The following is a 23,474-nucleotide window of genomic DNA, read 5'->3' as shown; positions in this document are numbered from 1 at the left end:
CCGCGAGCGAGCCGCAACTGCTTTTCGAATGAGGAAATCCGCCGTCGGCCGGCGCCGCTATCGGCCGCGGATCCAGATATATTACGAACATACTATTGTAAATATATAGGCGCTCACCCGCTTCCGTCGCCGCGAGTCGCACCGATCACGGCCTCGGAGTGATCCGCTCGTCGTCTCGCGTACTTCTTTTCGTCACAGGAAAATCGAGCCGTCGATCGGTCGCCGTCCGACTTGGAGGGCCCCCTCGAGCGTCATACCGTCCGGGCCGATTCGACGGCGTCGACGAACGCCGCCGCGGTCTCGCGGATTTGCTCCGCGTCCCCGGCCGCGACGGCGTCGCCGTCGACGATCGCGCTGCCGGCCCCGACCGCGACGGCCCCGGCGGCGAAGAAGTCGCCGACGTTCTCGGGCGAGACGCCCCCGGTCGGAACGACGTCGACGTCGCCGAGCGGTCCTCGCAGCGCGCCGACGTGGCCGGGGCCGACCGTCGTCGCGGGAAACAGCTTCAGCATGTCCGCGCCGGCCTCCACGGCGGCGACGGCCTCGCTCGGCGTCATCACACCCGGGATCGAGACGACGCCCCGCCGATTGCAGGCTCGGATCACCGCCGGATTGCAGTCCGGCGCGAGGACGAACTCCGCGCCCGCGTCGACCACCGACTGCGCCGCCGCCGGGTCCAGCACCGTCCCCGCGCCGACGACGGCGTCGGTACCCGCCAGTTCCCGATCCACCGCGGCGATCTTCGCCCCCGTGCGTTCGCCGTCGGCGGTCACCTCGAGCGCGGTGACGCCCGCCTCGTGTATCGCCCTCGCGACGGACGCGATCCGTTCCTCGTCGATCCCCCGGAGGATAGCGATGACTCCGCCGTCGACGATGCGCTCTCTCACTCCGCTCGCGTTTGCCATACCCCCGATTGGCGCATCGGGTGCTTCAATCTAGGGGCCCGTCCGACGACTCAGTTTCGTGGTATTGTAACTATATGGTTAGATTACATATACAATATAGTGTTTTGGAAACACTAAGATACCAGTTTCTATATACGGTGGCGCAAGATTTCGGTGAAATACACAGTAGGGGGTCGAAAGGCGATGTTTGCGACGATTTAGTCGAGATACCGTCTACTGGCCGAGAGTCTGTGTCTCGGTGCTGGTTTATTTCTAGTATCGATCGAAAAGCTCTGAAGTACGCGATATCGTCCGTTATCGCTCTCGAGTTGGCGACCCACGGTGGGTCAAGGATATTGTATAATAACTACAAGACCAATCTATCGCTTATCCTATGATACCCGATATATCGTTCCTCGACTGCAAGATCGAACGCGGAGCGCCCGTTTTGGGGCGTCGGCTACCTCACCGCGAACTGGACAATTTGCAAGACGGCGCCCATGTGTTTTGGGGCGGGTCTTATTCCTCTCGTGTTCCGAGGTCGACGCATGGACACCCACGAGGCGTTCGCCATCCTGTCCGACTCCGACCGCCAGCACGTCCTCGAAGAACTGCTCGAGACCGACGGTCGTTCCACGGTGGGCGTCCTGGCCGATCAGCTCGCCGCACGTCGGAAAAACCGCGCCGACGAACTGGACCGGGAGCGCGCGGAGGTACACCTGGTCCACAACCACCTCCCGCGTCTGGCCGAGCACGGCGTGATCGAGTACGACCGCGAGAGCGGCGAGGTGGTGCTCGTCGAGCTCGGCGACCTCGAGCCGTACCTGACCGATCCGATTCGAAAGCGCCAGATCCCGCTCGACGAGTAGTCGCCGGGACGGCCGACGGGTCGTCCCCGCGGTCAGAGATCGATGCCGCCGTTGACGTCGATCACCTCGCCCGTCACGTAGCCCGATTCCTCGCTGGCGAGATAGCGGACGAGACCCGCGATCTCCTCGACGTCGGCGAACCGCTCGAGCGGGATCTCCCCGCGCAACTGGTCTTGGACCTCGTCCGGGATCGCCTCGACCATCTCGGTGCGGGTGAACCCGGGGGCGATGCAGTTAGCCGTCGTCCCCGTGCCCGCCAGCTCGAGCGCGAGCGAGCGCGTGAAGCCGAACAGCCCGCTTTTGGCCGCCGCGTAGTTGGCCTGCCCGACGTTGCCCTGCTTCCCGATCACGCTCGAGAGCGTGATGATGCGGCCGTGGTCGGCCGCCTCGAGGTCGTCGTAAAACGCCTTGGTGCAGTTGAACGTCCCGTGCAGGGAGACGTCGACGACGCGGTGCCAGCCCTCCGGAGTCATGTTCGCGAACGTGCGATCGGCCGTGATCCCGGCGTTGTTGACGAGGACGTCGATCGAACCGAGCGAGTCCGCGACGGCCTCGCGCATCGCCTCGATCTCGGCTCGATCCGTGACGTCGGCCCGGACCGGGTGGCCCGTCCCCGCGGTGTCGGCCTCGGTGATCGCGTCGGCGACCTCGTGGGCCCGCTCCTCGGAGGACCGGTAGTTGACGACGACGGTCGCGCCGTACCGACCGAGTTCGCGGGCGATCCCGCGGCCGATCCCCCGCGAGGCCCCGGTGATCAGACACGTCCGTCCGGCGAGGGGCTGGCGAGGCGGCCGTTCTAGCCCCGTCGGCGGTTCGGCGAGCTCCGGCGTCACCGTTCCCCCTCCGGTCGCGTTCGGTCGAACCGCGGGGCGCCGGCGAACGGGGCGTTACTGGACCGCATATCCACCCTCCGTTCGAGCGACGAGGTCCCGTCGGACGAGCGACCTGAGAATCGGTAGCAGCGTCAGCTTCGACAGCCCCAGCAGCCGCTGGAGATCGGTCGCGGTCGCCGTCCCTCGCATCGACAGGGCGAGGTAGACGAGCTTCGTTCGGGGCGAGTCGAGGTCGGGTAGCGCCTCCTCTCGGTTCGGTGCTACCATCTCCTGGGAACTCGTGGACATCATCACCATCGATGACGGCCACAGGCCGATTAATAAAGCTAGCTGAGAGGTGTCCGCACGTCACGTGCGAGCGGTTGTCGCGAGTCGACGTCTGTTCCCGCTCGAGGCGCGGTCGCCGACGGCGGGTCGACCCGGATCGCGGTCCGCACCGAGGAGCGCGATTCCGCGGCGGTCGGCCGAGCGCCCCGGGAACGGGCAGTCCGCGCCCCGCAGTCCGTTCAGGGATTCGTACGGCTCGAATTAGCTCGTATTACTATCGTATTTATATGCTATGGCGTTAATCAAAGCGCGCGCCTCGGGGGAACGCCTATCCGGGATTCTCGACCACGCTTTCCCATGCCGACCGAACCACGGGCGCGGGCGCGCGCCGCCGACGGGTTCGACGGGCGGGCGGCCGTCCGCGTTCCCCGACAGGAGACGACGGGGGCGGCACGCCGCCTCGAGATCGACGAAGCGACGTACGCCGACGACGGGTTCGTCGTCGTCGCGTACGACGCCGGGATGGACCGCATCGGCGCGAGCGACCCCCTCGCCGCGGGCGAGACGTTCGAGGGGACGCTCGCGCTCGAGCGCCCGCTGACCGACACCCAGACCGTGACCGTCGTCCTCCACCGCGACGAGGGCGGCGAGCCGGGCGAGCGAGCGACGGTCGACGGCGTCGTCGTCCTCGACAACGCCACGGTCGGGCGGCGGGAGTTCGACCTCGGGACGAAACCGTCCACGCCGTCATCGCCCACCCCACGCCGCCGGCGTTCGACGGACCCGAGAACTTCAACGGCCGTCGCAACCACGGTGAGAACAAGCTGCTGGGCGACTACGTCCGGGGCGCGGACTACGTCTACGACGACGACGGCTGCGAGGGCGGCCTCGAGCCCGACGAAGCGTTCGTCGTCATGGGCGATTTGAACGCCGAGCCCGGCCAGGAGAACAACTTCGACGCCGTCGGCGAACACGTCGTCGACAACCCGCGGATCAACGCCGAGGGGACGCCGACCAGTCCGGGCGGCCGAGCCGCGGGCGACGAGCGCTGGACGGCCGCGTGGGAGCGACGGGCCGACTACGTCCTCCCGTCCGAGGAGTTCGAGGTCCTCGACTCCGCGGTCTACTGGCCCGACCCGGACGCCGACCCCGACCTGCACGCGACTGCCACCGCCGCGTCCGACCACTTCATGGTCTGGAGCGAGGTCGCGCTGCGCTGATCGCCCGTCGACGCTTGCGGTTTCGCGGACTGGTTCGTGGGGTCGGGCAGTCCCGCGTCGGTAGTCGACCGTTTCTCTCGCCCGTCCGCGGTAACGAGGGAGTACGGCCGCGGTAGCGACAGTGTACCACGCCCGCGGGCGCGGTAGCGAGAGGTTACCACCCCGCCCCGGTCGAGCTTCGATCGGTACCGTTCGAGAGAGTGAGTTATGTATCTGAACGTCCGAGTCAAAATACACCGAATTCGTTCGTAGATCCATGTAATTCGCCCCAATACACCGTTACTCGGACAGAAAGTACTAAGTTCTCCTGGGCGACTGTCAGACGTATGGCACGCGACGCCGCAACCCTGAACGGAAACGCCCCGAACGGTCACGCCGCCCTCCCCAACCGCGTGACGATCGTCGGACACGGCGGTCCCGCAAGCTTCGAGATCACCGTCGACGGGACGATCGAAGCCGACGACGACGGAACGGCCGTCGTCTCGGAGCACGCCGCCGAAGGAGCGATCGAAACCGGCGTTGCCCGGTTCCGGTTCTCCGGCGACCTGGCTAACGCACACGTCCTCGATCGAACCGAGCAGCAGTCGCCGACGATCCACGTCGAGTACGGTTCCAGCTAACCCACGATGGCCCTTACTGACGACGATTCCACCGAGGCCGGAGCGCCCAGTATCGAACGCGCGTACGACCCCGACACCGCGCCGACCGTCGCCGTCCTCGAGGCGATCGCCGCCCTCGAGGGGACCGACGCGACCGCGCTCCACGACGAGGTCGGGCTCGTCCTCTACGACCACCTCGACCCGCAGGCGCTCGACGCGCTGTTTACGAGCGGGTCGACGGCCGCGAGCGTGTCGGTCGCGCTCGAGGCGGACGAAACCTACGCCGTGACGATCGCGTCCGACCGCGTGGCCGTCGCGCGACGCGAGTAGCCCCCTCCTCGTCGGTCCCGCGTCGACCGTCCCCGAGTCGCGTCGCCGGCGATCGACCGGGAGTCCGCCGCGCCTTCGAGAGCGCGTCGATCACGCCGGCTCGAGGGAACCGACCACAAACGGTATCCCGTTCGTTCGCGATCCGTGATACTATGGTCAAGTCGACGGTCCGGTTCCCCGAGGAGGTGCTCGAGATCGTCCAGGAGCACATCGACGACGGCGCGTTCGCGAACCGATCGGAGTTCCAGCGCTTCGCCGTGGAGTTCCTGCTCTCCGAGCTCGAAGCGGAGTACGAGCCGCTGCTCGAGGAGTTCGACGAGATCCGGCAGGAAGCGCTCGAGGGGGGCTCCCCCGAGGCGGCCGAGTACATCTCCGAGGCCGACTCCTCGGAGTTCCTGCGAACCGCGGGTCGCGTCCGACAGTGCGCGGTCCGGGGCGACCTCGAGACGGCCCGCGAGCTGATCGACACGCGGTACCCGCCCTCGAGTCCGAAGGCGATGCTGCTGGACCTGATCGTCGAGGGAGCGACGCCGCAGCGATCCCGCCGGCTCGAGGAGTAGCCCGGCGGTCGGCGCCTCGGGAGCGCGGGATCGCGCGTTTCAGGGGTTCGAGACGACGCTACGGGAACAGGAGATCGGAGCGTCCCTCGAGTCCGATCGATCGCCGTTTCTACCGTCTCGTCGGCGTCGAGTCGTCTCGTTGTCAGCGTCGAGTCGTCTCGTTGTCAGCGTCGAGTCGTCTCGTTGTCAGTGTCGAGCCGTCTCGCGGACGAGTGCGGACTCGCCGTCCGAATTCGATCGCTCGAGAAGGGGGTTCAGTCGGCGCTGTGAAGCGGTACGGAGCCGCAGTTCGGGCAGCCGTTGTGCTTGGTCGTCTTGTAGTCGAGTTCGGAGCCACACGTCACGCAGTTGTAGCAGCGGTCTGTCATTGGTCGGACTCAGGCCGGGGATTCATATATGCGTTGTGTGGGTTGGGTCTGCATAGCCAGACGGAACGCGGCGAGAGCACCGAAGCGAGACGGCGCCCGTCTCCGGGTCGGGTACATGTTCGTTCGGGCGGACGACGGAACCGACTCCGGCAGCCGTCGCACTCGGGTCGCGGCGGGACCGTTTTCCGGCGCGGTACGCTCCGTGCGCTCCGAGCCTTCCGACGAGTACTGGCGGCGGTGTCCGATCGCCTCTAGATTTGTCGGTACCGAAACGACGGCTTCAGCGCCCACTACCGGGAGGAGCGACGGGACGGGGCGTCGGTGTGTCGGTGGGTTCGCCGTCCAACGCGTACAGCTCGCGGGACCGCGTTCGTCCGTCCTCGGACGCGATCTCGTACTTCGGACGCGATCTCGTACGGCTGCGGGGGACGGTGGCCGACCATCGCGACGCGTGCCGTCTCGTCCACGCTCGCATCGCCGACCGTCTCGAGACGCCGCGGGAGTAGCCGGCGGACGCCGTTGTCCGTCTCGAGGACGTCCGAACGCGAGGTACTCGAGATCGTCCAGGCGTCGATTCCCGCGAGCGAATCGGCTCGAGAGCACGGCGAGACCGAACCGACGCGAGAGCAGCGACGAGGGCGGACTGACTCGAACCGTATCGCGTCGTAGACTCTCACAATCTTTGACGAGGTGGGTAGGTCTCAGTGTGCGCGTCGAGACCGTCCGAGCGGGCGACCCGGTCCCGGCAAGCGGGAGCAGCCGAAAAGTGTCATAGATCTCTTTGCCGACTGCGTCGTTTCGCCGTCGCCTCTGGGTTGCCCTCCGTTCGGCGGTCGCCGCGTGTCGCAGGGGCGAACGGACGCGTCGGTATCGTCACCGTCCCAGTGGCGACCGTCTCGATCCGTCGGTCTCCGCGCCGTCGTCGGCGGCACCGCGATCGACGAGTCGGGTGGGACGTTCCGTCCCGGTGCTCCGCCGCGACGACGCTCCGTCTCGAGTCGGCGATCGACTTCGACCCTCGGAGAGACGCGACTACCAGGTGAGTCCCTCGTAGGCGAGGCCGTCGCGTCGCTCGACGATCCGCCGGCCGTCGACGACGACGGGGTCGGCCATCGCGTCGAACTCCTCGTCGAGGGCGGCGAACTCGTCCCAGTCGGTGACGACGACGGCGCCGTCGGCGCCCTCGAGCGCGCTCGCGGCGGAGTCGGCGTACTCGATCTCGGGGAACCGCTCGCGCATGTTGTCGGCGGCGACGGGATCGTAGGCGACGACCTCCGCGCCGCGATCCCGGAGCGTCTCGATCGTGGGGATCGCCCTCGAGTTCCGGATGTCGTCGGTCTGCGGTTTGAAGGCGAGTCCGAGGACGGCGACGCGCGCGCCGGCGAGGTCGACGTGGTCCTCGAGCAACTCGAGCAGGCGTTCGGGCTGGCGGTCGTTGATCTCGACGGCGGCCTCGAGCAGCGCGGGATCGTAGTCCTCGTCACGGGCGGCGGCGACGATCGCGTCGACGTCCTTGGGGAAACAGGAGCCGCCCCAGCCGACGCCGCTGCGGAGGAACTGCTCGGAGATGCGGTCGTCCAGTCCGACCGCCGCCATCACCTCGTAGGCGTCCAGGCCGAACTCCTTGCAGACGTTCCCGATATCGTTGACCAGGCTGATCTTCGAGGCGAGGAAGGCGTTGTTCGCGTACTTGATCATCGAGGCCGTCGCGGGATCGGTCTCGACGACGTCGGCGTCGTGTTCGTCCAGTAGCGGGTCGAAGACCGCGTGGAGTTTCTCGGTCGCCCACTCGGAGTCGGTTCCGAAGACGACCTTGTCCGGGGTGAGGAAGTCGTCGACGGCGCTGCCCTCGCGGAGGAACTCGGGGTTCATACCGACCTCGACGTTCTCGTTGCCGTTCGCGCCGCGGCGGACGGCCGGCTCGAGGACGTCCCCGATGCTCGTCGGGGTGACTGTACTCTTGATGACGACGAGGTGGCGCTCGGACTTGTCGGCGAGGGCTTCGCCCGCGGCTTCGGCGGCCGCCTCGAGCGCGGTGAGGTCGATGCTGCCGTCCTCGTTCGAGGGCGTCCCGATCGCGAGGAAGGTGACGTCCGATGCGGGCACCGCGTCGTAGGACGTGGTGGCCTCGAGTCGGTCGCCGGCGTGGGTCGCGAGGAGCTCCTCGAGGCCGGGTTCGTCGATCGGGGCTCGTCCCTCGTTGAGCGCGTCGACGACGTCCTCGTCGATGTCGATCGCGGTGACCTCGTGGCCGAGGTCGGCGAAGCAGGCTGCGACGGTGGTTCCGACGTAGCCGCTGCCGATGACGGAGATGTGCATTGTGTTGATTGCTCGCGCGAATCTGTAAGAGCATTCCGGTACCGGGCTGCTCGAGGGGTCGTCTCGAGTGCGGGATCGACGACTCGTCGTTCGGTAAACGCTTCGAAAGCCCCTGGCGGGGTCGGCTCGCGCGCCTCGTTTCGCTCCTCGCTCATGTCGTTCGCTCGGCGTCGTCGGGCGTTGCCAGCCCCTTTCAGTCCCGCCCCCGATGGTTTGGTGGTCGGGGCCTCTCGAGGGTGCGAGGGTTCTCGAGGCCCACCCGATCCGGTTGTCGCTATGCCGTTGAGAGAGAGAGAGAGAGAGTGGATTTCGTGTGCTTTTCGGCGTACGGGACGGCGGTTGCAGGAGCAGGGAGAGAGTGGATTTCGTGTGCTCCGATCATCACCGAAGGTGAAAGAGAGTGGATTTCGTGTGCTTTCTATTCGGGTATCTGTTCGATCGTTTCGCGAGTCTCGAGAACGATCATCGGATCGAGATCGAGTTCGTACTCGTAGTACTGTCCACCACTGAGACCCTTGTTTCGTTCGTGCCGGACCAGAAAGCCGAGCATGTACAGGTCGGAAAGATGGTCTTGAATACTCTTTAGCGTCGTTAGCGGGGAGGTGCCGTAGGCATCCGCAACCTGTTCGTAGCCGGTTTGGATCGTCTTCGATCGAGCGGGAACTTCTCCACGCTGGTCTAGTTTCGCGATCGTTTCGAGAATATATTGGGCGTGCTCGGTTTGGTCGTGGATCTTGTCCTGCAGCCGTCCGCGTTGGACTTAACTTAAAACCACCTTTCGTTTGCTTCGTGTGCTTGCACCACCTACGAGCATTCGCCGTTATTCCCCGGAGTATCCGATATCAGCCAGGATCTGAGAGAGAAAGCACACGAAATCCACTCTCTTTCTCCTGGCTCTACAGGACGGGAACTAGAAGCACACGAAATAATCGTACGACCACTAACGATCGTCACTCTGGTTCTCGTAATAGCTCTTCGTAACCGGTTCGCAGTATTTTTCGGCGCATTCGGTTGTAAGTTTTCATTCGAACGATATCGTTTGTCGGCGGAGTACAGGGATTATCGCGGTTAAATCGAGTACCAAGGAAGTAGATTTCGTGTGGCTTCGACGACTCGATCGGAGCGCTGTGCAGTCATCCGACTTCCTTCAAACCGGCGTTTGTCTGTTTCGTCTGCTTTCACGGTCTCCCGTGCTTCGACGATATTCCCCAAGCTGGCCGCTATTCACCCGATACTCGAACCGAAAGCACACGAAATCTACTCTCACTCTCCGGATGTAGAATCGAGACTTCCGGAACGGGGACCGGAGGGTAGACATCGTACGCCACGGCTGAGAGTATGCTGAGCGAGAAACACGCGATTGAGCAAGACTGCATCGTCTCGAACCACTTGACCTCGAGGCGGTTCACATGGTGAATCAGACTGCAGCTGAATCGTCCGATTTCCGAACACACGAGCACGCGTCCGGGGACCTGAAGGGTTGCGAGGCTTTCCTGATACGAGTGTGCCCGCCCGAATTGACGCGTTCCGATCGGAGCATCGTGCCCGGATCTATTCGTTCAGTAGCGAATCGATGTAGTCTTCGAGTGTTTTATTCGCTGACGGGGTGGCCTACACTGGAGAGAGGACCGGTTCTGCATATCGATGGCCGTTGTGCCGAACCGATGTGCGACTCTGTTCACGAGATGCCGAGGTAGCCAGCGGCTTCGCGGGCGATCGTCTCAGTCGTTGCCTCAGTTAGCTGTCCCTCTTTCTCCTGGATATCAGCGTGTCGGATCGAGACGATGGTCCACGGGTTGACGTACGTCTCCCGTGGCAGTCCGCCGATTACGAAGTCCTCGTCTGTGAGCGGAACGGCAGCCGCGCGACGGGTCGTCGTGGCCGCCGCATACAGACCTTCCTCGTCGTGAAACGGATGCGTTTGATCGCTCAGGCAGACGTACGGCCGGTAGTCGTGATCCGCGAAGAGATCAGGTCCTTTCACAACCGCACCGCGCTCGTAGCTCTCGGTCATTCCGTGCCGTAGTAGTCGTCGTTCGTCGACGCCGAGCTGGCGTTCGTTTGAGCGGCGTACGAGGCGAGTCGATCGTCGTCGCCGATAGCCCAGTAGCGCCCACGATGACGCACGAGACCGCGATCCTCGAGCCGCGATAGCGCTGCACCAACACTTCCGCGTTTGATCCCCGTTGCGTCGTGAATCTCGGTCTGTGTGAACGCCTGGTCGTCGTTCTCGGCGAGGAACTGCAAGATTCGGTGGGGATGGGTACCCTCCCGGAGGTCGAGGGCGCCGGTCGGTTCCTCGTCGAATCGGTCGATACTGATCGGCATATGTAATAGAACGCAATAGAGTGTAATAACACTGTGGGCGAGACCCAGTTGCAGCGCAGTTTGGGGGGAGTCCGGTGACAGCTGGCGTCCCCGGTTGGACCAGGCGGGCACGTCTCGAGCGGTGACCGACGACGACCGATCGAGGACGGCCCCACGGCTACTCGTCCCTGCGTACGGGGCGGGTGCGTCGCGGTGGTGGAGGATCGGGAGCAGGTGTGCGCTTGCTCGAGCGCGTGCGTCGGGGGTGGGTCTAGTTCCTGCCGTGGACGTCGGCCGTCTCCGGGGCGGCGGGTTCGTCGGCGGAGCTCTCGTCGCTGGTTGACTTGATAGTGACAGGACGTAGATGTTGATTCGGCTGACTCCAGTTCTCGACGATCTTGCTGACTACTTCATCACGACCTCGACCTGGTAATCCGTTCTCATATATACACACGTAGTTCCGCTGGAGCAGATACACTGAGCGGCTCTTCGCGGCGGAAAGGATGCTTGTGGTGTTTGCCGGTCTGCGGGGGACGACATTCGAGATGCGAAAAACACGACCCTCCCACAGGCTTCAACATAACCTGCCCAGTAAACTACCCCCCACTCCCTCGGCACAGACGCGCCTCGGTCTTTGAAGGTGGCGTGGGACCGTCGGTCCCACGGATCAGGCGAACGGGCAGGCCCGTTCGACAATGGGGGATTGGTCCGTTCAGTTGCAGTGTCGAACTCAACGCTTGGCGTTCCCGATCGACTGCGCTTTCGAGCGCCGTATCGATCCGGACCTGGCGCCCCGTCTTCGGGCCAACTGACTCGAGACGCCCTCCCGCCGAACGCTCGACGCTCGCTCGAGCGGCCCCGAGACACGCAGCTTGTGGTCGCTGTCAGAGCGACGAACTACCTGCGCCCGGGAATCTCGAGGACGGCACTCAGTCGCTGAAAGAGTCCATCCGTCGGCGGGCGTACCTCGTCGACGGTCTCGTACTCTGCCTCGAGCGTTCCCTGCTCCGTAAGGGCGAGTACGGTCAGTTCGGTCTCCGTCGCTCGCGTCGCGACAGCCGCTTCAACGGCTCCTGATGTCGTGATCACAACCGGGTGGGCATCGGCTGCCTCCGCGAACGCACAGAAGGGATCGACGGTTTCGAGAGCCGGTGTGTCGTGGATCGCAACGACCCGTCGTTCCCCCATCAGACTGTCTTCGGCCAGGACGTGCACCGCTCGAGTGGCGTCGTCTTCGGTCGCTACCGTCGTATCGACCGTGGTCTCGAGGTGGCGCTCCTCGAAGAGCTCGACGATCTGTTGTCGAGCCTGTTTCTGCCGGTCGAGCCACTGTTTGCCGTCGCGAGTAAGCCGGTATCGGTACAGGACGTTTTCGGTCGCCTCTCTGGGGGGCATCCTGGCTGCACACTCCCGACACCACAGTCGGTCAGCCGGGGTCTGAAACTGTTCCGAACACTCCTTGCAGACGTACCGAAGCTGCTTTTCGATATCGACGGATGTGAGTTCGTCGTCACAGTCGGGACAGCGGTAGCCGTCGTCGGCGTCGAACTCCGACTCGGGACCGACGTAGCCGCAGGCGTGTTCGATGACCTCCGTCTCGACGGCGTGGGGATCGTGACAGGCCGGACAGACCGTCGTATACTGCAACCCTTCAGTCGTACACTCCGGACAGCTGTAGACCTTTGAGATGAACTCGTCTGCCAGCACCCCGCGGGTCGCAAACCGCTCGAGTACCGTGACCGGGGCATCGTCGGTGTCGTCGAGATACTGGCCTGCGGTCGAATAGCTCACCGCACCGCTGTCGGCGATCTCTGGCTCGAACGTATCAGCGTTAACTAACCTCTCGAGGAGACGGAGTTCTCCTGGTGAAACCATTGATCTCTCTGTATCTCTCCTGGATTGCCGTATATTTTCCCTCTTCGATTATGGAATTCAACTGACGCCGTCGGTGGTTCACGACCGTCCTCGTGTGCTCGAGGAGACGGCGATCTGTGGTTAGTCCGTTGTGAACCGACCGGCGTTCATGCGATCGACAGAATCCGGCTTGTGGCCCCCTCTTCGTCTTCCAGCGGTGCTCCGCTCTCGCCTCGCTGTTATGCACACCGGGCCCGTGTGGAGGGGTGCTCCCGTCGCGTCGTGTTCTCCTTGAGGGGTTCTTCTGGCCCAATAGCGTTCTAAATAATGATAGAGTTCGAAAATCAGTTTTAGCACTCTTCTAGACACAACTATTATATAACTGTTAGATTAACAGGTCAACAGTAGGTGTCAAAACGTACATGGCAGACTGGCAACGACGATCGGTACTCGCGACGGGAGCAACACTTTCGGCCGGTGGGATTCTCGCTTCGATTGGGAGTGGAGCTGCGTCATCTCAGGACGACGACGACTCGTTCGAGGGACCGAGTGGGTGGTCCTCGTATGGGGCGAACACAGGGAACAGTCGATACGTTCCGACGGAGAACGGGTTTTCGAGTCCGGATCGTATCGACTGGCAGTACGAGGAGTCCGGCTCTCTCGTCGCGACCAACGAGATGGTGTACCTCCGGACAGGGGAGGGGGTACACGCACTCGATGCAGAGTCGGGAACCTGTGTATGGACGTGTGAGAAGGTTCACGCGACGGGGACACCGGCAGTCGGGAACGGCACCGTCTACGTTGTCGGGAGCCAGCTTACGGCGATCGACGCCGAGAGCGGGGAGGTGCAGTGGAGTGAACCGTTCGGGGACGAGGCCGCGGCGTCCGAGCCGGTTGCAGCGTTCGGTTCCGTCTACGTCACCGTTGACGGGGCCCTGTATGCGTTTGCGGAAGCCGATGGATCGCTCGAGTGGAAGTGTGAGTCCGTCGGTGTCACGCCGAAGCAGGGTGGAGCAGACGAGATCCGCTATGTGTTCAGTACACGAGCCAGTGCGGTCGTTGCGGTCGACAACGCGGTGTGGGCGTTGCTCGATGGCCGAGCGAGCGAGGGCTCGGTCGATGCGGATGCGGTCGTCGCGTTCGATCCGGAAGCGGGGACGACCCAGCGGGCGGATCAACTCAACCCCGGCGATTTCGCTAACGGTCTCGCCGCGACTGATGAGGCCCTGTTCGTCGAAAACGCCAGCGAAGAAGGGGTCACCGGTCTCGAGAACGGCCCGGACTGTCAGCGCTTCGTCTCGGACGCGTTGACGACGGCTGCTGTCGGTTCTATCTCCGTCACCCGTGGTCGGTACGAGCTGAAGATGACGGGTCCCGAGTCGAGTTGGTGTAAGACTGGCGCCCACTCGTACGGCCCGCCGGCGATCGTTGATGGGACCGTTGTCGTCGCCCACAGCAACCCCGGGTCGTCGGATCCGGACAAGATCGTTGGGTACTGCCTCGAGGATGGCTGTGAGGAGTGGTGTTTCACGTTCGATGATACCCAGTGGAGCGACGGGTTCAACGAGGAGTGTATCGTCACCGAGGACGCAGTCTACGTCAGCCGGGATGAGGGACTGACGGCGCTCTGCCCGCACGGCACGCACTCCTAGCGAGCAGCTACATGGGCTCGAGCAGAACCCGGAGTGTGTCGACACGCACCCACTCGAGAGCCGCCCCGGATCGGAGCCACTCCACTGGTTCTGCCGGCTGCCGGTTGCCAACGCGTGGTCCGTCGGAGTACCGTGATGGCATCGATTGCGCTCGCTGCTCGTTCAGGCGGGGCTCGACTCCCAGCTGCAGTGACTAGTTATACGATTACTTATTCAGTATGAGTATGAAGAGTATCATACAGAACCCAGGGGCAGTTCGCACGTTCGAGTGGAGCGTTGCCCGGGTTGCAGACGGCGCAACCTATGGCCTCTTCGGGTTGTACCTGGTTCTCGTCGTCGTCGAGTACATCACCGATTCGGTACTGGCATGGCATCTTGCGTCGTTTGCGGTCCTTCTCGGCACCGTCCAGGGGCTCTCGCTTGCTCTCCGGTACTATCAGACGACGGAACACCTTCAGGCCGCGCTGCTATCGGTGGCTGGGTTCGCACTTGCGGTGTTCGCTGTCGTGTATCAGAGCAGTTCACCCGGGCTTGGGCTGGGACCGAGCCGGTTACTGGCGCTCGCCGTCGTCTTCGTGCTTTTCGTGTCGTTTTTCCTGGTTGTGGCCGATGCCAGACGGTATACGCTGACGCAGTGGCTCGCGGTCGGCTGTTTTCTGGTACTCACCGCGCTGTATTTCGTGCACACTCTCGAGTACGTCCCCTCGAGCTCGCAGTCACGATGGCCGGTCTGGGCGGCGCTTATCATGGGGACAAACCTGTTTGTCGTGCCGCGACTCGTTCCGGAGCGGGTCTTTCTCCAGTTTCTGTCGTGGGGGGCCGCACTCAGCGTCCTGCTCGGGTTACTCACCTACATTACGGGGGAGTACAGCTTCTGGTTCGTCGAGGTCCGCCAGTGGTCGAGTGCGCCGCCGCTGCCCGGTGTTGAGACGGCCCTTCGGTCGGTGTTTCCGAACCCGAACTCCTTTGGGCTCCTCTCGTTTGCCGGGTTCGTTGCCGCGGGTGTCACGTTCCACCGGTCCGTCGTCGCCCGCCGCCCGTTTGTGGCGTCTCTGGCAGCCGCGATCAGTGGCCTCTGTGGGCTCGGTGTCGTGCTCTCGAACGCTCGGGCTTCGATGCTCGCCGCGGCGGTGGTTGTGGTGATCTACGCGGGCTATGTCCTCGGCGGCCGGCTGGTCGGTTCTGTGGGACTCGGGATGACCTTTTGTGGCGTGGGTGTCGCGCTGGTCGCGATGGCCGTTGGCCTCCTCGAGATCTCGGCATCGAGTCGGTTCGAGCTCTGGGCGGCGAGTCTCCACGCGATCTGGGACGGGCCGTTGCTGTTCGGTCACGGCAGTGGCCCGCCGAGTGTCGTTCTCGACCCCTATCTCGCCGGTGAGGGGGCGCCCTCCCCACATAACTCCTATCTCTCGGTGGTTCTTCAGACGGGGCTCGTCGGCGGCCTCGCCTATCTCGGGCTCGCGGGCGGGAGCATCGTTGTCGCGCTGATCAAGTACAACGAGGCCACCGTCGCGATGCTTGCGTTCGTGAGCGGCTGGGCGGTCCACCAGCTGTTCGAGTCCTACACCATGTTCCACTGGTCGCTGGGATCGGTGCTGGTCTCTCTGTGTGTCGGCTACCTCCTCTTCCCTGCGGAGTCCCCGTCGACTCGAGTCGGATAAGCTTCTGTCACGACTGCGGTCGTGGGCCCTCTGGCTGCCCCTCTCGAGGGGGTGTGTGCTGGCGCCTCGATTTCATCAGCATCTTTGTTCAAAGAATTCTTATACTACTTTTTCGCAATTACAGCTAACGCACAGTACGTATCATTCAGCTACCCATGGCACACCGACGACTATTCAAGGGTGAATGAGGTCTCGAAATGTGGTCTCACGACGGCAGCTGCTGGCATCCCTGAGTGGGTCTGCCGGGATGATGCTGGCAGGGTGTAGTCTCCCTGCTAAGGAGGCTTCCGCATCGTTTACTCATCCACAGACGCTCCGTATCGACGAGCCGTTTGACCTTACTGTAGACGGTGTGCCGTCGAACACGGAACTCGAGGTCGTCCTCGAGGGCGCACTCGCGAGCGGCGAGACGTTCCGTGCTGGCGTGACCGTCGAGTCGGAGACGGACTCGTTGGCCCTGAACGATGCCCGTATCATCGACGGTGACCTGCCTGCGGGTCTCGACGTCCCGACCGCTGTCGCGTTGATTCAGGTCGCGGATATCTCGTGGGAGGAGTACATCGAAACCGGCGCTGTGCCGTCCGATTCGGAATGGCCGCCGGACCAGACGCTGACGTACCGTATCGAGACCGAGGAGCGGACGATCGGTGAGATCCGCCTCTCGCGGTGGCATCCGTTCACTAGCGTTGGTGAGGCTGGGAGTGAGCTCGTCGGGCACGTCTTCGAACCGCCGTCGGGGCAGTCCGGACCCGGTATCCTTGTCCTCCACGGCGCGGGCGGCAAGCCCCAGTGGCACGTCGCGGCGATGCTCGCCCAGCACGGCTTCACGGCGTTTGCGCTCCAGTATGTTAGTGGGCCCGGGCTGCCGGACTCTCCGGTGGAGGTCCCCTTCGAGTACGTTACGAGCGCAGTTGACTGGCTACGCGATCACGAACGGGTGACGGGTGAGCGGATCGGCATGTGGGGGATCGGCAGGGGCGGCGAGCTCGGATTGCTCGTTGGCAGCCGGCACGACGCGGTCGGCCCAGTCGTGTCGATCAACGGCAGTGGGCTCATCTGGGAGGGGGGTGTGGTAGGGGGAACGCCGTCGGGGACGCCTGCCTGGGGTCTCGCGGACGATGCGCGGTCGTCTCTGTCGGTCGCGGAGGCCGGACAGGGGACGGGTCGTCTCGAGCGCTACACCGACGCGATCGCGGCTGCTGGCGCGCTCGAGCTCGAGACCGCGACGATTCCCGTCGAGGAGATCAACGGCCCGGTGTTGCTGGTGACCGGCGACGATGACCGGGTGTGGCCCAGTGCCCGCCTCCACGAGATCGCGCGCGAGCGCCTCGACGCACGCAACCATCCCTCGTTCGAGCACGTGCGATACGCCGCTGCTGGCCGCCACATTCCCCAGCCGTACCTCCCGGTACGGAGGCCGGCTGGATCGACGTCTGGGGGAACGCTCGCTGGGAACGCCGAGGCGGCACATGCACACTGGCCGCGTGTCCTTGGCACGTTCTCGGAACTCCGGTAGTGTGCTTCCTTCTCTCGAGCGTTCAACAGCCGATCGGGCGACGTCTCGCAGGCCGTCCGCTCACGCCTGGTTCATGCGCTGGCGTTCTTGTGTCCCACACTGTTGACACTCGCTGAGGCGGTACGGTTCTCGAGAGAACGCCCTGTTCGTCCCGCGCTCGCTCTCTGACCGGATCTGAATAGAGACGCGGTGTTGTGTGTCCAAGTTACACTGGGTGCAGTACTCCCGTACCCTGTCGAATCGGTCCTCCGGTGTTACCATTACCAATGTCTTGTATCAACAGTCATATGAATATTTCTTTAGAGACCACTGAGTAAAATTGAACCTCTCTTTTATGAACTAGACGGGGGACTCGATACTGCCCGTGAACTTTATTCATTCTGAATCCAAAACAGTAAAATAACCCGTCATCTAATCACGCGATAATGGTAAAACGCACAAGCGGCCGGCGGAAGGTTCTCGCAGCGTCTGGAACGACAGTGTTCGCGGGGCTAGCCGGTTGTTTGGAGCAGGTCGATTCTGCGCTTTCGGGCAACGGGAACGATTCCGCGTCCAACGGTGATGACGGGGCTACCAATACCTCCGATACGGACACGGACTCCGACGACGTCGACGCACCCGAGCTCGCGGTCGAAACGGAGTACAACAGCCGCGAGGAGTTCGGCCAGCCGGGCGATCAGCTCAACGACTTCGAGAGCCTCGACGAGTGGGAGCTGGTGCAGGGAAGCGGTGAGGCGGATACGGAGGTCGCCTTCGACGGGAGTCAGAGTCTCCGCCTGACCGCCCAAGACGAAGGAAACGCCGTCGTCGCAACGGAGTTCGAGTCGACGGATATGAGCGACCTCGACGTCTCGATGGCTGTACGAACGACAACGCCCACCGACATCGCCCTCGAGATCCAGCTGCGGGACATCTATGGTGGCCACGCGAGCTACTCGCTGCGGGAGATAACGTACGGGACGGACAACGTCGGCTGGTTTCGGACCTGTCCCGGCTTCTTCAGTGAGAGCACGACGCCGGTCGAGCAGGACGCGATCGAGGAGCTCCGGATCATCGTCCACAACACCGGGGCCGAGGCCGAGGTCTGGGTTGACGACCTGCGAACCCACGAGAAACCCGATCAGGGATACGTTATCCTCAACTGGGACGACGGATACCAGGACTTCTACGACCCGGCCGGTCCGCTCCACGACGACCACAATATCACCGCGGTGATGTCCGTCGTCCGCCAGTGGGTCCGCGGACAGCGCGAGGGGATCATGACGATCGACCAGCTCCAGGAGCGCCAGGACGCCGGCGATCAGATCGTCGCCCATGGGAGCCACACGCAGCTTACGGAACTCAGCGACTCGGAGCTCGAGGACACGCTGAACACGGACAAGAACTGGGCCGTCAACGCCGAACTCGAGGGCGGGAACTATCTCGTTTTCCCGCACAACGATTTCGACGCTCGCGTCCTCGAGATCGCCACGAACTACTACTACGCGGGCGGGTTCAACCAGTCGGGCAGTCCGAACCTGACGGGCGTTCACGGGTTCGACCCGATGGTGTTGCCCCGAACGATCGGGTACGATCTCGACACCGCGAAGACCTGCGTCGATATCGCGGCCGAACACCGCCAGTGTACGATCCTGAACTTTCATCAGTTCGAGCTGGACAACACGATGGGCGTGGACGACTACCGGGAACTGCTGCAGTACATCGCCGACACCGACGGGGTCGAGACGATCGACTTCGACGATCTCTGGTCGATGCGACGGGCAGGCCACTAGACGGCCGTTCTCGGGATCGCCGGGCGGCGCTGATGATATAGAATTCGGGTAGCTAAGTCTAATACCACAAGAATCCGAAATATATATCTAGGCAACCAACTACCTGTTCTGATAATGGATCTTCTCAAATCTGGGGCAAAGATGTTCTCGGCTCGGTCGTTGTCCTCGCTGATCTCGTTCCTTGGGTTGGCGTACTTCGCGAGAACTGTCGGTGCGACCGAACTCGGGATCTTCTTTATGTTTCAGGCGTTGCTGTCGTTTCTCGTTATCCCGTCGAACATGGGGTTGCGACTGGCGATCGAAAAGCGAATCAGCGAGTCAACCGCCGACAAAGCAGCGTATCTCACGACCGGGCTCTTGATGAAACTCGGTCTGCTTGTCATCGTTTCGGGCGGTATCATCCTCTTTAGTGAGCGCGTCACGGAGTACCTCGGTGCGGACCTCACGCCGTATCTCATCGTCGCTCTCGTCTTTCGGGAGTTGAGCCAGCTGATGGTCGGGGTCATCCGTGGGGAACTCAGAGTCGGCGAGACGGCCATCATACAGCTGTCGTACTCGGTAACGTGGATCGGAACCGGCGTGGTGCTTACCACGGCCGGCTACGGGCTCCAGGGGCTGGTTTCTGCGCTCATCGCCGGCTACGTCGTTCGCTTCCTCTGGGCAACGCACCGACAACAGACGCCGTTCGGCAAGCCACGTCTCTCGTTGGGCCGGTCACTCGCCGGGTACGGAATCTACAGTGTGATCCCATCGATTGACGGCGAGGTCCACAACTGGATGGACGTCTTTCTGATCAGTGTGTTCATGACGCCGGCGGCTGTTGCTGCCTACGAGTTCGCCTGGCGCATTTCACAGATCTTCAAGGTCCTGATCGGGGCGATCGGTGAAACCATCTTCCCGCAGATAAGCGCGTGGGACGCAGACGACTCCGTCCGCCAGCTCGAGGCGATGATCCCACAGGCGATTACGCCCGGACTGGTGTTAGTGATCCCCGCAACGGCCGGAGCGTGGCTGCTCGGCGAGGAGATGCTCGGAATCTTCTTCGGCTCCGAATATACGATCGCGGCCAGTGCGCTTGTGATTCTGCTGGCTGGAAAGGGACCACGGATGGTCCGTGCGGTGGTCGGGAAATGTCTGCTCGGAATCGATCGGGCGGACCGTGTCACGATCGGTGCGCTCGTCGATATCACTGCCAATCTCGTGTTGAATATCGTGCTCATCCAGGCGTTTGGTCTCGCCGGAGCGGCGCTTGGGACCACTCTCTCACTGCTTATCGGGCTCGGCGTGCGATGGTGGTTCCTATCACAGGAGCTCACAGTCACTATCGAGTGGACATCCGCGGTCTGGGCCGTCGGCGGGAGTGTCGTGATGTTCCTCGTCCTCTGGCTCGCCCTCACGGTCGTCGAGATCTCCGGGCTGGTGACGCTGCTGTTGGCTATCGCTGGCGGCGCGGCGGTCTATTTTGCGACCCTTTCCCTGAACGAGCGATTCCGCGCTGATGCGCAATCCCTGTTCCGGACGCTCCGCACTGATTGAGGGCAATACGTCCTGGTCAAGCGAACAGGGCTCGAGTGAGTGTTAGGAGGGATCGCCTAGAATATCTAGCTCTATAGAATCTCATTCTAATCCATGAGTATATCCATAATATTTTAGTATCTACGCTTCAGTTATTATGTATTCAGGGAAAATGGATATTCAAGACACACTGTCTCTCAGGTCGATTGTTCTCTCAGTACAGAGAGGAAGGGTCCTGTTCGGGGAGCGCTTCGAATCGGGGGATTGGAAGAAAGGAATAACTCCGTCCGTAGCGTCCGAACGGCAGATCGATCGGGGATAACCAAGATGTCGAACTCAATCGCCCTCGAGTGGACTCCGGCGGATGCACCCCGGCAACGGCTTGTGTTTACAGCCAAGGACACGAACGAGTGGGTCCGCCTCGTGATGGAAGACCAGGACGGCACGTGGCAGGTCACCTCCCAGGAAGTCGTGACTGATGTCGACCTCGAGCAGTATGGCGCAGGAAACGGCTCGCCAGTAACGGGCTATCATGGCCCGTGAGGCCCAGATCACTCCTCACCGCAGAAGGTGGTTATAAATAAAACCGCGTACCGGTCGTGGCGCAAGCCGTACCGGGATCCGAGAGAGAACGTTTATGAGAAAGGTTCTGAGGCTGATGTACCCTGACTGGAGGAACTCGTAGTACAGCAAAAACTCCGTTTTGGCGTAGTCGATCCCCCCGCGTCTGTCATAGAGGTCAGCCCCGGCTCGCGCCTTTACCAGCACGTCGTCCAGGTTCGTGAGTGTGTATCCGTGATCGAGAAGCCGAATCCAGAGTTCGTGATCCTGCATCGACCGGCGATCACCGTACCCACCAGCGGCCAGAATCGTGCTCTTTCGGTACATCACCGTCGGATGGTTGAGCGGGCAGCGGTACGGTGCGCTCTCGGCTGCGGTCTCAGGATCCGTTGGGACGGTTCGGACTGCCTCGATCTGTTCCGGATCATCACTGAACTCGGCAATATGACCGCCAACCACGTCGACATCCGGATGGGCATTCATAAATGCGACCTGTTTCTCGAGGCGCGTCGGGACAGAAATATCGTCCGCATCCATTCGAGCGACCAACTCGCACGAACAGTGTTTGATGCCAGCCTGGAGTGCACGACCGAGGCCTTGGTTCTCAGCCAGTTCGACGGTTCGGATGATCTCCGGATACTCCTGGGTCCAGTCCTCGATGACGGTGGTTAGTTCCTCCCCAACCGGCCCGTCCTGGACGAGAACCACCTCTGTGGGTTGGTGTGTTTGCCAGAACACACTCTCGAGCGCGGTATCGACATCCGCTGGTTCGTCACCGGCGTACACGGCGAGAAGCATCGAAACGTCGCTACTGGATTGTTCGCCGCTGGTAGTCTCGGTCATAGATGGGCGTCGTTAGTCGGTTTGCTCGTTCGCTTGCGGACTCGAATCGTTTTTGGAATCCTGTTCGGCGACCATCTCGTAACAATCCGTCATCACCTGCCAGAGCTGAACGGCGACGAGATAGAGGTCAAACCCGATCGATTGCCTGCGGATGTACTCGAGGTCGGACTCGAGTTTTGCTTGTCCGTTCGTACTATCCACGTTTCGAACCTGGGCCAGCCCCGTCAGACCGGGTGTGACAGCCCATCGTTTCGACCACGACTCGATTTCGTCCTGCAGCAGCTCCTCTTCCTCGGTCCACACCGGACGGGGACCGACAACACTCATCTCTCCGGTGAGGATCGATAACAGCTGCGGGATCTCATCCAGATGCGTTTTTCGCAGGATTCGTCCAACGCTGGTAATCCGGTCCTGAGAGCACCCCGGATTGGCATCCTCGCTTTCCGGAAGCATCGACCGAAACTTCCACACTGGGAACGTGCCGCCCAACCGTGCGCGTCGGGTCTGTCCGTACAGAATCGGACCGGGCGAGTCGAGTTTGATTGCAACTGCAATAATCGGTACTTCCCAACCGGTATGAAAGCTGGAGCTAAAGCGTTGATCTGATGTAGAAGATGTCTGGTTAAGTGAATGTGTTCAAAACCCCTCAACCAGACGGTGTTCTTTCGGACTCGGACGTAAAAGATCTAGCGGAAGACGTCATTTGCCAGCTCCCTTTGCCAGGGATCGAGGGCTCGCCCCTCGATCCCGGCGATATCTGGGCGGTCGTCATTCTTGCAGCAGTCAATCAGACCTCCATCTGGGAGACGTGCAAGGACAACGACAACGCTGCCTGTGATGATACTGTCATGGACTGGCTACATACGCTCAACCGAGAGTGGCTTGAGCGGGTTGCTAANACGACAACGCTGCCTGTGATGATACTGTCATGGACTGGCTACATACGCTCAACCGAGAGTGGCTTGAGCGGGTTGCTAACCGCCTTCTCTGGGAGTTAGCGATGACGATCCTCGACCCTGATCGGTCGAGGATCGTCTCCATTGACTTCGTCGATAACCCCTACCATGGAACGTACGCCGATGAAGAAGGTGAACTCTGCCGCATGCACGCCAAAGACGGAACAACGACGTGCCACCGGTACTGCACGGCGTATCTCGTCTCGAACGGAAAGCCAGTGACGTTGGCGATGACGTACGTCCGTAGTGATGAGAAAGAGGCCGACGCGGTCGAGCGCGTCCTCGACCGCGTCGAGGCCTATCCCTTCGAGATAGAGCTTCTGTTGGCTGATCGCGGCTTCTACAACGAACGTATTCTGCGCCGCTCACGGGAGGTTGCTGCGACTGTCGTTCCCGTCCAAAAGAAGGGCAAGCGCATGAAGAAGAAGCTGGATACGCACTGCTCGTACATGACCACCTATCGGATGTACAAAGGCCGCGAGCGGGAACTGGAATTCCCGCTCGCGGTCGCTGTCTCCTATCACGCCGGAGATCGCGGGAAAAGCGGCGAGGTCGTTCGAGGCTATGTGGCGTGCGATCTGGCCGATC

21 protein-coding genes and 4 pseudogenes are annotated in these 23,474 nt (G+C 62.5%); 14 read left to right on the top strand and 11 right to left on the bottom strand.

The window, feature by feature from the left end:
* Positions 1 to 251 precede the first annotated feature (251 nt).
* A complete protein-coding gene (locus C492_RS14805) occupies positions 252 to 905 on the bottom strand; it encodes a bifunctional 4-hydroxy-2-oxoglutarate aldolase/2-dehydro-3-deoxy-phosphogluconate aldolase (protein WP_008425000.1) in 654 nt (217 codons plus the stop codon).
* 527 nt (positions 906 to 1,432) lie between these two features.
* Between C492_RS14805 and C492_RS14800 the strand changes: the two genes are divergently transcribed.
* Positions 1,433 to 1,753 carry a DUF7344 domain-containing protein gene (locus tag C492_RS14800; RefSeq protein ID WP_008424997.1) on the top strand — a complete coding sequence of 107 codons (321 nt, stop codon included), beginning with the start codon at positions 1,433 to 1,435 and terminating at the stop codon, positions 1,751 to 1,753.
* Positions 1,754 to 1,785: 32 nt separating this feature from the next.
* On the opposite strand, the gene C492_RS14795 is transcribed toward C492_RS14800, so the two are convergent.
* Positions 1,786 to 2,586 (bottom strand): beta-ketoacyl-ACP reductase, encoded by an 801-nt coding sequence (locus C492_RS14795; RefSeq protein WP_008424995.1) that lies wholly within the window; start codon positions 2,584 to 2,586, stop codon positions 1,786 to 1,788.
* Positions 2,587 to 2,640: 54 nt separating this feature from the next.
* Complete coding sequence (locus tag C492_RS14790) at positions 2,641 to 2,877, bottom strand: helix-turn-helix domain-containing protein (protein ID WP_008424993.1); 237 nt, start codon at positions 2,875 to 2,877, stop codon at positions 2,641 to 2,643.
* A 333-nt stretch (positions 2,878 to 3,210) separates the two neighbouring features.
* On the opposite strand from C492_RS14790, the pseudogene C492_RS26085 reads away from it, so the two are divergent.
* From C492_RS26085 to C492_RS23840, 6 genes and pseudogenes are all read left to right on the top strand, one after another.
* Positions 3,211 to 3,492, top strand: a pseudogene (locus C492_RS26085) (DUF7282 domain-containing protein); the annotation flags it as partial.
* Between the two features lie 110 nt (positions 3,493 to 3,602).
* Entirely contained in the window at positions 3,603 to 4,073 is a 471-nt protein-coding gene (locus C492_RS24260; protein ID WP_160166999.1) for an endonuclease/exonuclease/phosphatase family protein, read from the top strand.
* Between the two features lie 326 nt (positions 4,074 to 4,399).
* Positions 4,400 to 4,693: a hypothetical protein gene (locus tag C492_RS14775; RefSeq protein WP_008424987.1), complete on the top strand. Its 294-nt coding sequence runs from the start codon at positions 4,400 to 4,402 to the stop codon at positions 4,691 to 4,693.
* A 6-nt stretch (positions 4,694 to 4,699) separates the two neighbouring features.
* Positions 4,700 to 5,002, top strand: a complete 303-nt coding sequence (locus C492_RS14770) for a HalOD1 output domain-containing protein (RefSeq protein WP_008424985.1) — start codon at positions 4,700 to 4,702, stop codon at positions 5,000 to 5,002.
* Between the two features lie 152 nt (positions 5,003 to 5,154).
* The gene (locus tag C492_RS14765; protein WP_008424983.1) at positions 5,155 to 5,562 is read left to right on the top strand and encodes a ribbon-helix-helix domain-containing protein; all 408 of its coding nucleotides are present in this window, start codon (positions 5,155 to 5,157) and stop codon (positions 5,560 to 5,562) included.
* Between the two features lie 691 nt (positions 5,563 to 6,253).
* Positions 6,254 to 6,436: a hypothetical protein gene (locus C492_RS23840; RefSeq protein ID WP_152424924.1), complete on the top strand. Its 183-nt coding sequence runs from the start codon at positions 6,254 to 6,256 to the stop codon at positions 6,434 to 6,436.
* Positions 6,437 to 6,962: 526 nt separating this feature from the next.
* Here C492_RS23840 and aglM read toward each other — a convergent pair.
* The 5 genes and pseudogenes from aglM to C492_RS14745 form a co-directional block, all read right to left on the bottom strand.
* On the bottom strand, positions 6,963 to 8,249 hold the full coding sequence (aglM, locus tag C492_RS14760; RefSeq protein ID WP_008424980.1) for a UDP-glucose 6-dehydrogenase AglM: 1,287 nt from the start codon (positions 8,247 to 8,249) through the stop codon (positions 6,963 to 6,965).
* Positions 8,250 to 8,667: 418 nt separating this feature from the next.
* Positions 8,668 to 9,009, bottom strand: a pseudogene (locus C492_RS23125) (cell division control protein Cdc6); the annotation flags it as partial.
* A 918-nt stretch (positions 9,010 to 9,927) separates the two neighbouring features.
* A complete protein-coding gene (locus C492_RS14755) occupies positions 9,928 to 10,263 on the bottom strand; it encodes a hypothetical protein (protein ID WP_008424976.1) in 336 nt (111 codons plus the stop codon).
* Positions 10,260 to 10,577 carry a helix-turn-helix transcriptional regulator gene (locus tag C492_RS14750; protein WP_008424974.1) on the bottom strand — a complete coding sequence of 106 codons (318 nt, stop codon included), beginning with the start codon at positions 10,575 to 10,577 and terminating at the stop codon, positions 10,260 to 10,262. The genes C492_RS14755 and C492_RS14750 overlap by 4 nt, the downstream gene beginning before the upstream one ends.
* A gap of 876 nt (positions 10,578 to 11,453) precedes the next feature.
* Positions 11,454 to 12,431 carry a TackOD1 domain-containing metal-binding protein gene (locus C492_RS14745; RefSeq protein WP_049893100.1) on the bottom strand — a complete coding sequence of 326 codons (978 nt, stop codon included), beginning with the start codon at positions 12,429 to 12,431 and terminating at the stop codon, positions 11,454 to 11,456.
* Between the two features lie 659 nt (positions 12,432 to 13,090).
* Between C492_RS14745 and C492_RS14740 the strand changes: the two genes are divergently transcribed.
* From C492_RS14740 to C492_RS14730, 3 genes are all read left to right on the top strand, one after another.
* On the top strand, positions 13,091 to 14,062 hold the full coding sequence (locus C492_RS14740; RefSeq protein ID WP_239643448.1) for an outer membrane protein assembly factor BamB family protein: 972 nt from the start codon (positions 13,091 to 13,093) through the stop codon (positions 14,060 to 14,062).
* A gap of 224 nt (positions 14,063 to 14,286) precedes the next feature.
* Positions 14,287 to 15,723, top strand: coding sequence for an O-antigen ligase family protein (locus C492_RS14735; protein WP_049893115.1), 1,437 nt, complete (start codon positions 14,287 to 14,289; stop codon positions 15,721 to 15,723).
* A 199-nt stretch (positions 15,724 to 15,922) separates the two neighbouring features.
* The gene (locus C492_RS14730; RefSeq protein ID WP_008424967.1) at positions 15,923 to 17,239 is read left to right on the top strand and encodes an acyl-CoA thioester hydrolase/BAAT C-terminal domain-containing protein; all 1,317 of its coding nucleotides are present in this window, start codon (positions 15,923 to 15,925) and stop codon (positions 17,237 to 17,239) included.
* Between the two features lie 60 nt (positions 17,240 to 17,299).
* Here the strand turns inward: C492_RS14730 and C492_RS25400 are convergent, their stop codons facing one another.
* A complete protein-coding gene (locus tag C492_RS25400) occupies positions 17,300 to 17,500 on the bottom strand; it encodes a DUF7835 family putative zinc beta-ribbon protein (RefSeq protein WP_083898863.1) in 201 nt (66 codons plus the stop codon).
* Positions 17,501 to 17,742: 242 nt separating this feature from the next.
* On the opposite strand from C492_RS25400, the gene C492_RS14725 reads away from it, so the two are divergent.
* The 3 genes from C492_RS14725 (at position 17,743) to C492_RS14715 (ending at position 21,069) form a co-directional block, all read left to right on the top strand.
* The gene (locus tag C492_RS14725) at positions 17,743 to 19,011 is read left to right on the top strand and encodes a polysaccharide deacetylase family protein (RefSeq protein WP_008424965.1); all 1,269 of its coding nucleotides are present in this window, start codon (positions 17,743 to 17,745) and stop codon (positions 19,009 to 19,011) included.
* A 114-nt stretch (positions 19,012 to 19,125) separates the two neighbouring features.
* The gene (locus C492_RS14720) at positions 19,126 to 20,547 is read left to right on the top strand and encodes a flippase (protein WP_008424963.1); all 1,422 of its coding nucleotides are present in this window, start codon (positions 19,126 to 19,128) and stop codon (positions 20,545 to 20,547) included.
* 306 nt (positions 20,548 to 20,853) lie between these two features.
* Positions 20,854 to 21,069: a hypothetical protein gene (locus C492_RS14715; protein WP_008424962.1), complete on the top strand. Its 216-nt coding sequence runs from the start codon at positions 20,854 to 20,856 to the stop codon at positions 21,067 to 21,069.
* Positions 21,070 to 21,084: 15 nt separating this feature from the next.
* On the opposite strand, the gene C492_RS14710 is transcribed toward C492_RS14715, so the two are convergent.
* A complete protein-coding gene (locus tag C492_RS14710; protein WP_008424960.1) occupies positions 21,085 to 21,930 on the bottom strand; it encodes a glycosyltransferase in 846 nt (281 codons plus the stop codon).
* Between the two features lie 12 nt (positions 21,931 to 21,942).
* Positions 21,943 to 22,488, bottom strand: a pseudogene (locus C492_RS14705) (sugar transferase); the annotation flags it as partial.
* 74 nt (positions 22,489 to 22,562) lie between these two features.
* Between C492_RS14705 and C492_RS14700 the strand changes: the two are divergent.
* Positions 22,563 to 23,474 (top strand): annotated as a pseudogene (locus tag C492_RS14700) (ISH3 family transposase); the annotation flags it as partial.

Source organism: Natronococcus jeotgali DSM 18795 (assembly GCF_000337695.1).
Taxonomy (GTDB): Archaea; Halobacteriota; Halobacteria; order Halobacteriales; family Natrialbaceae; genus Natronococcus; species Natronococcus jeotgali.
This window is presented reverse-complemented; position numbering and strand designations above follow the sequence as displayed.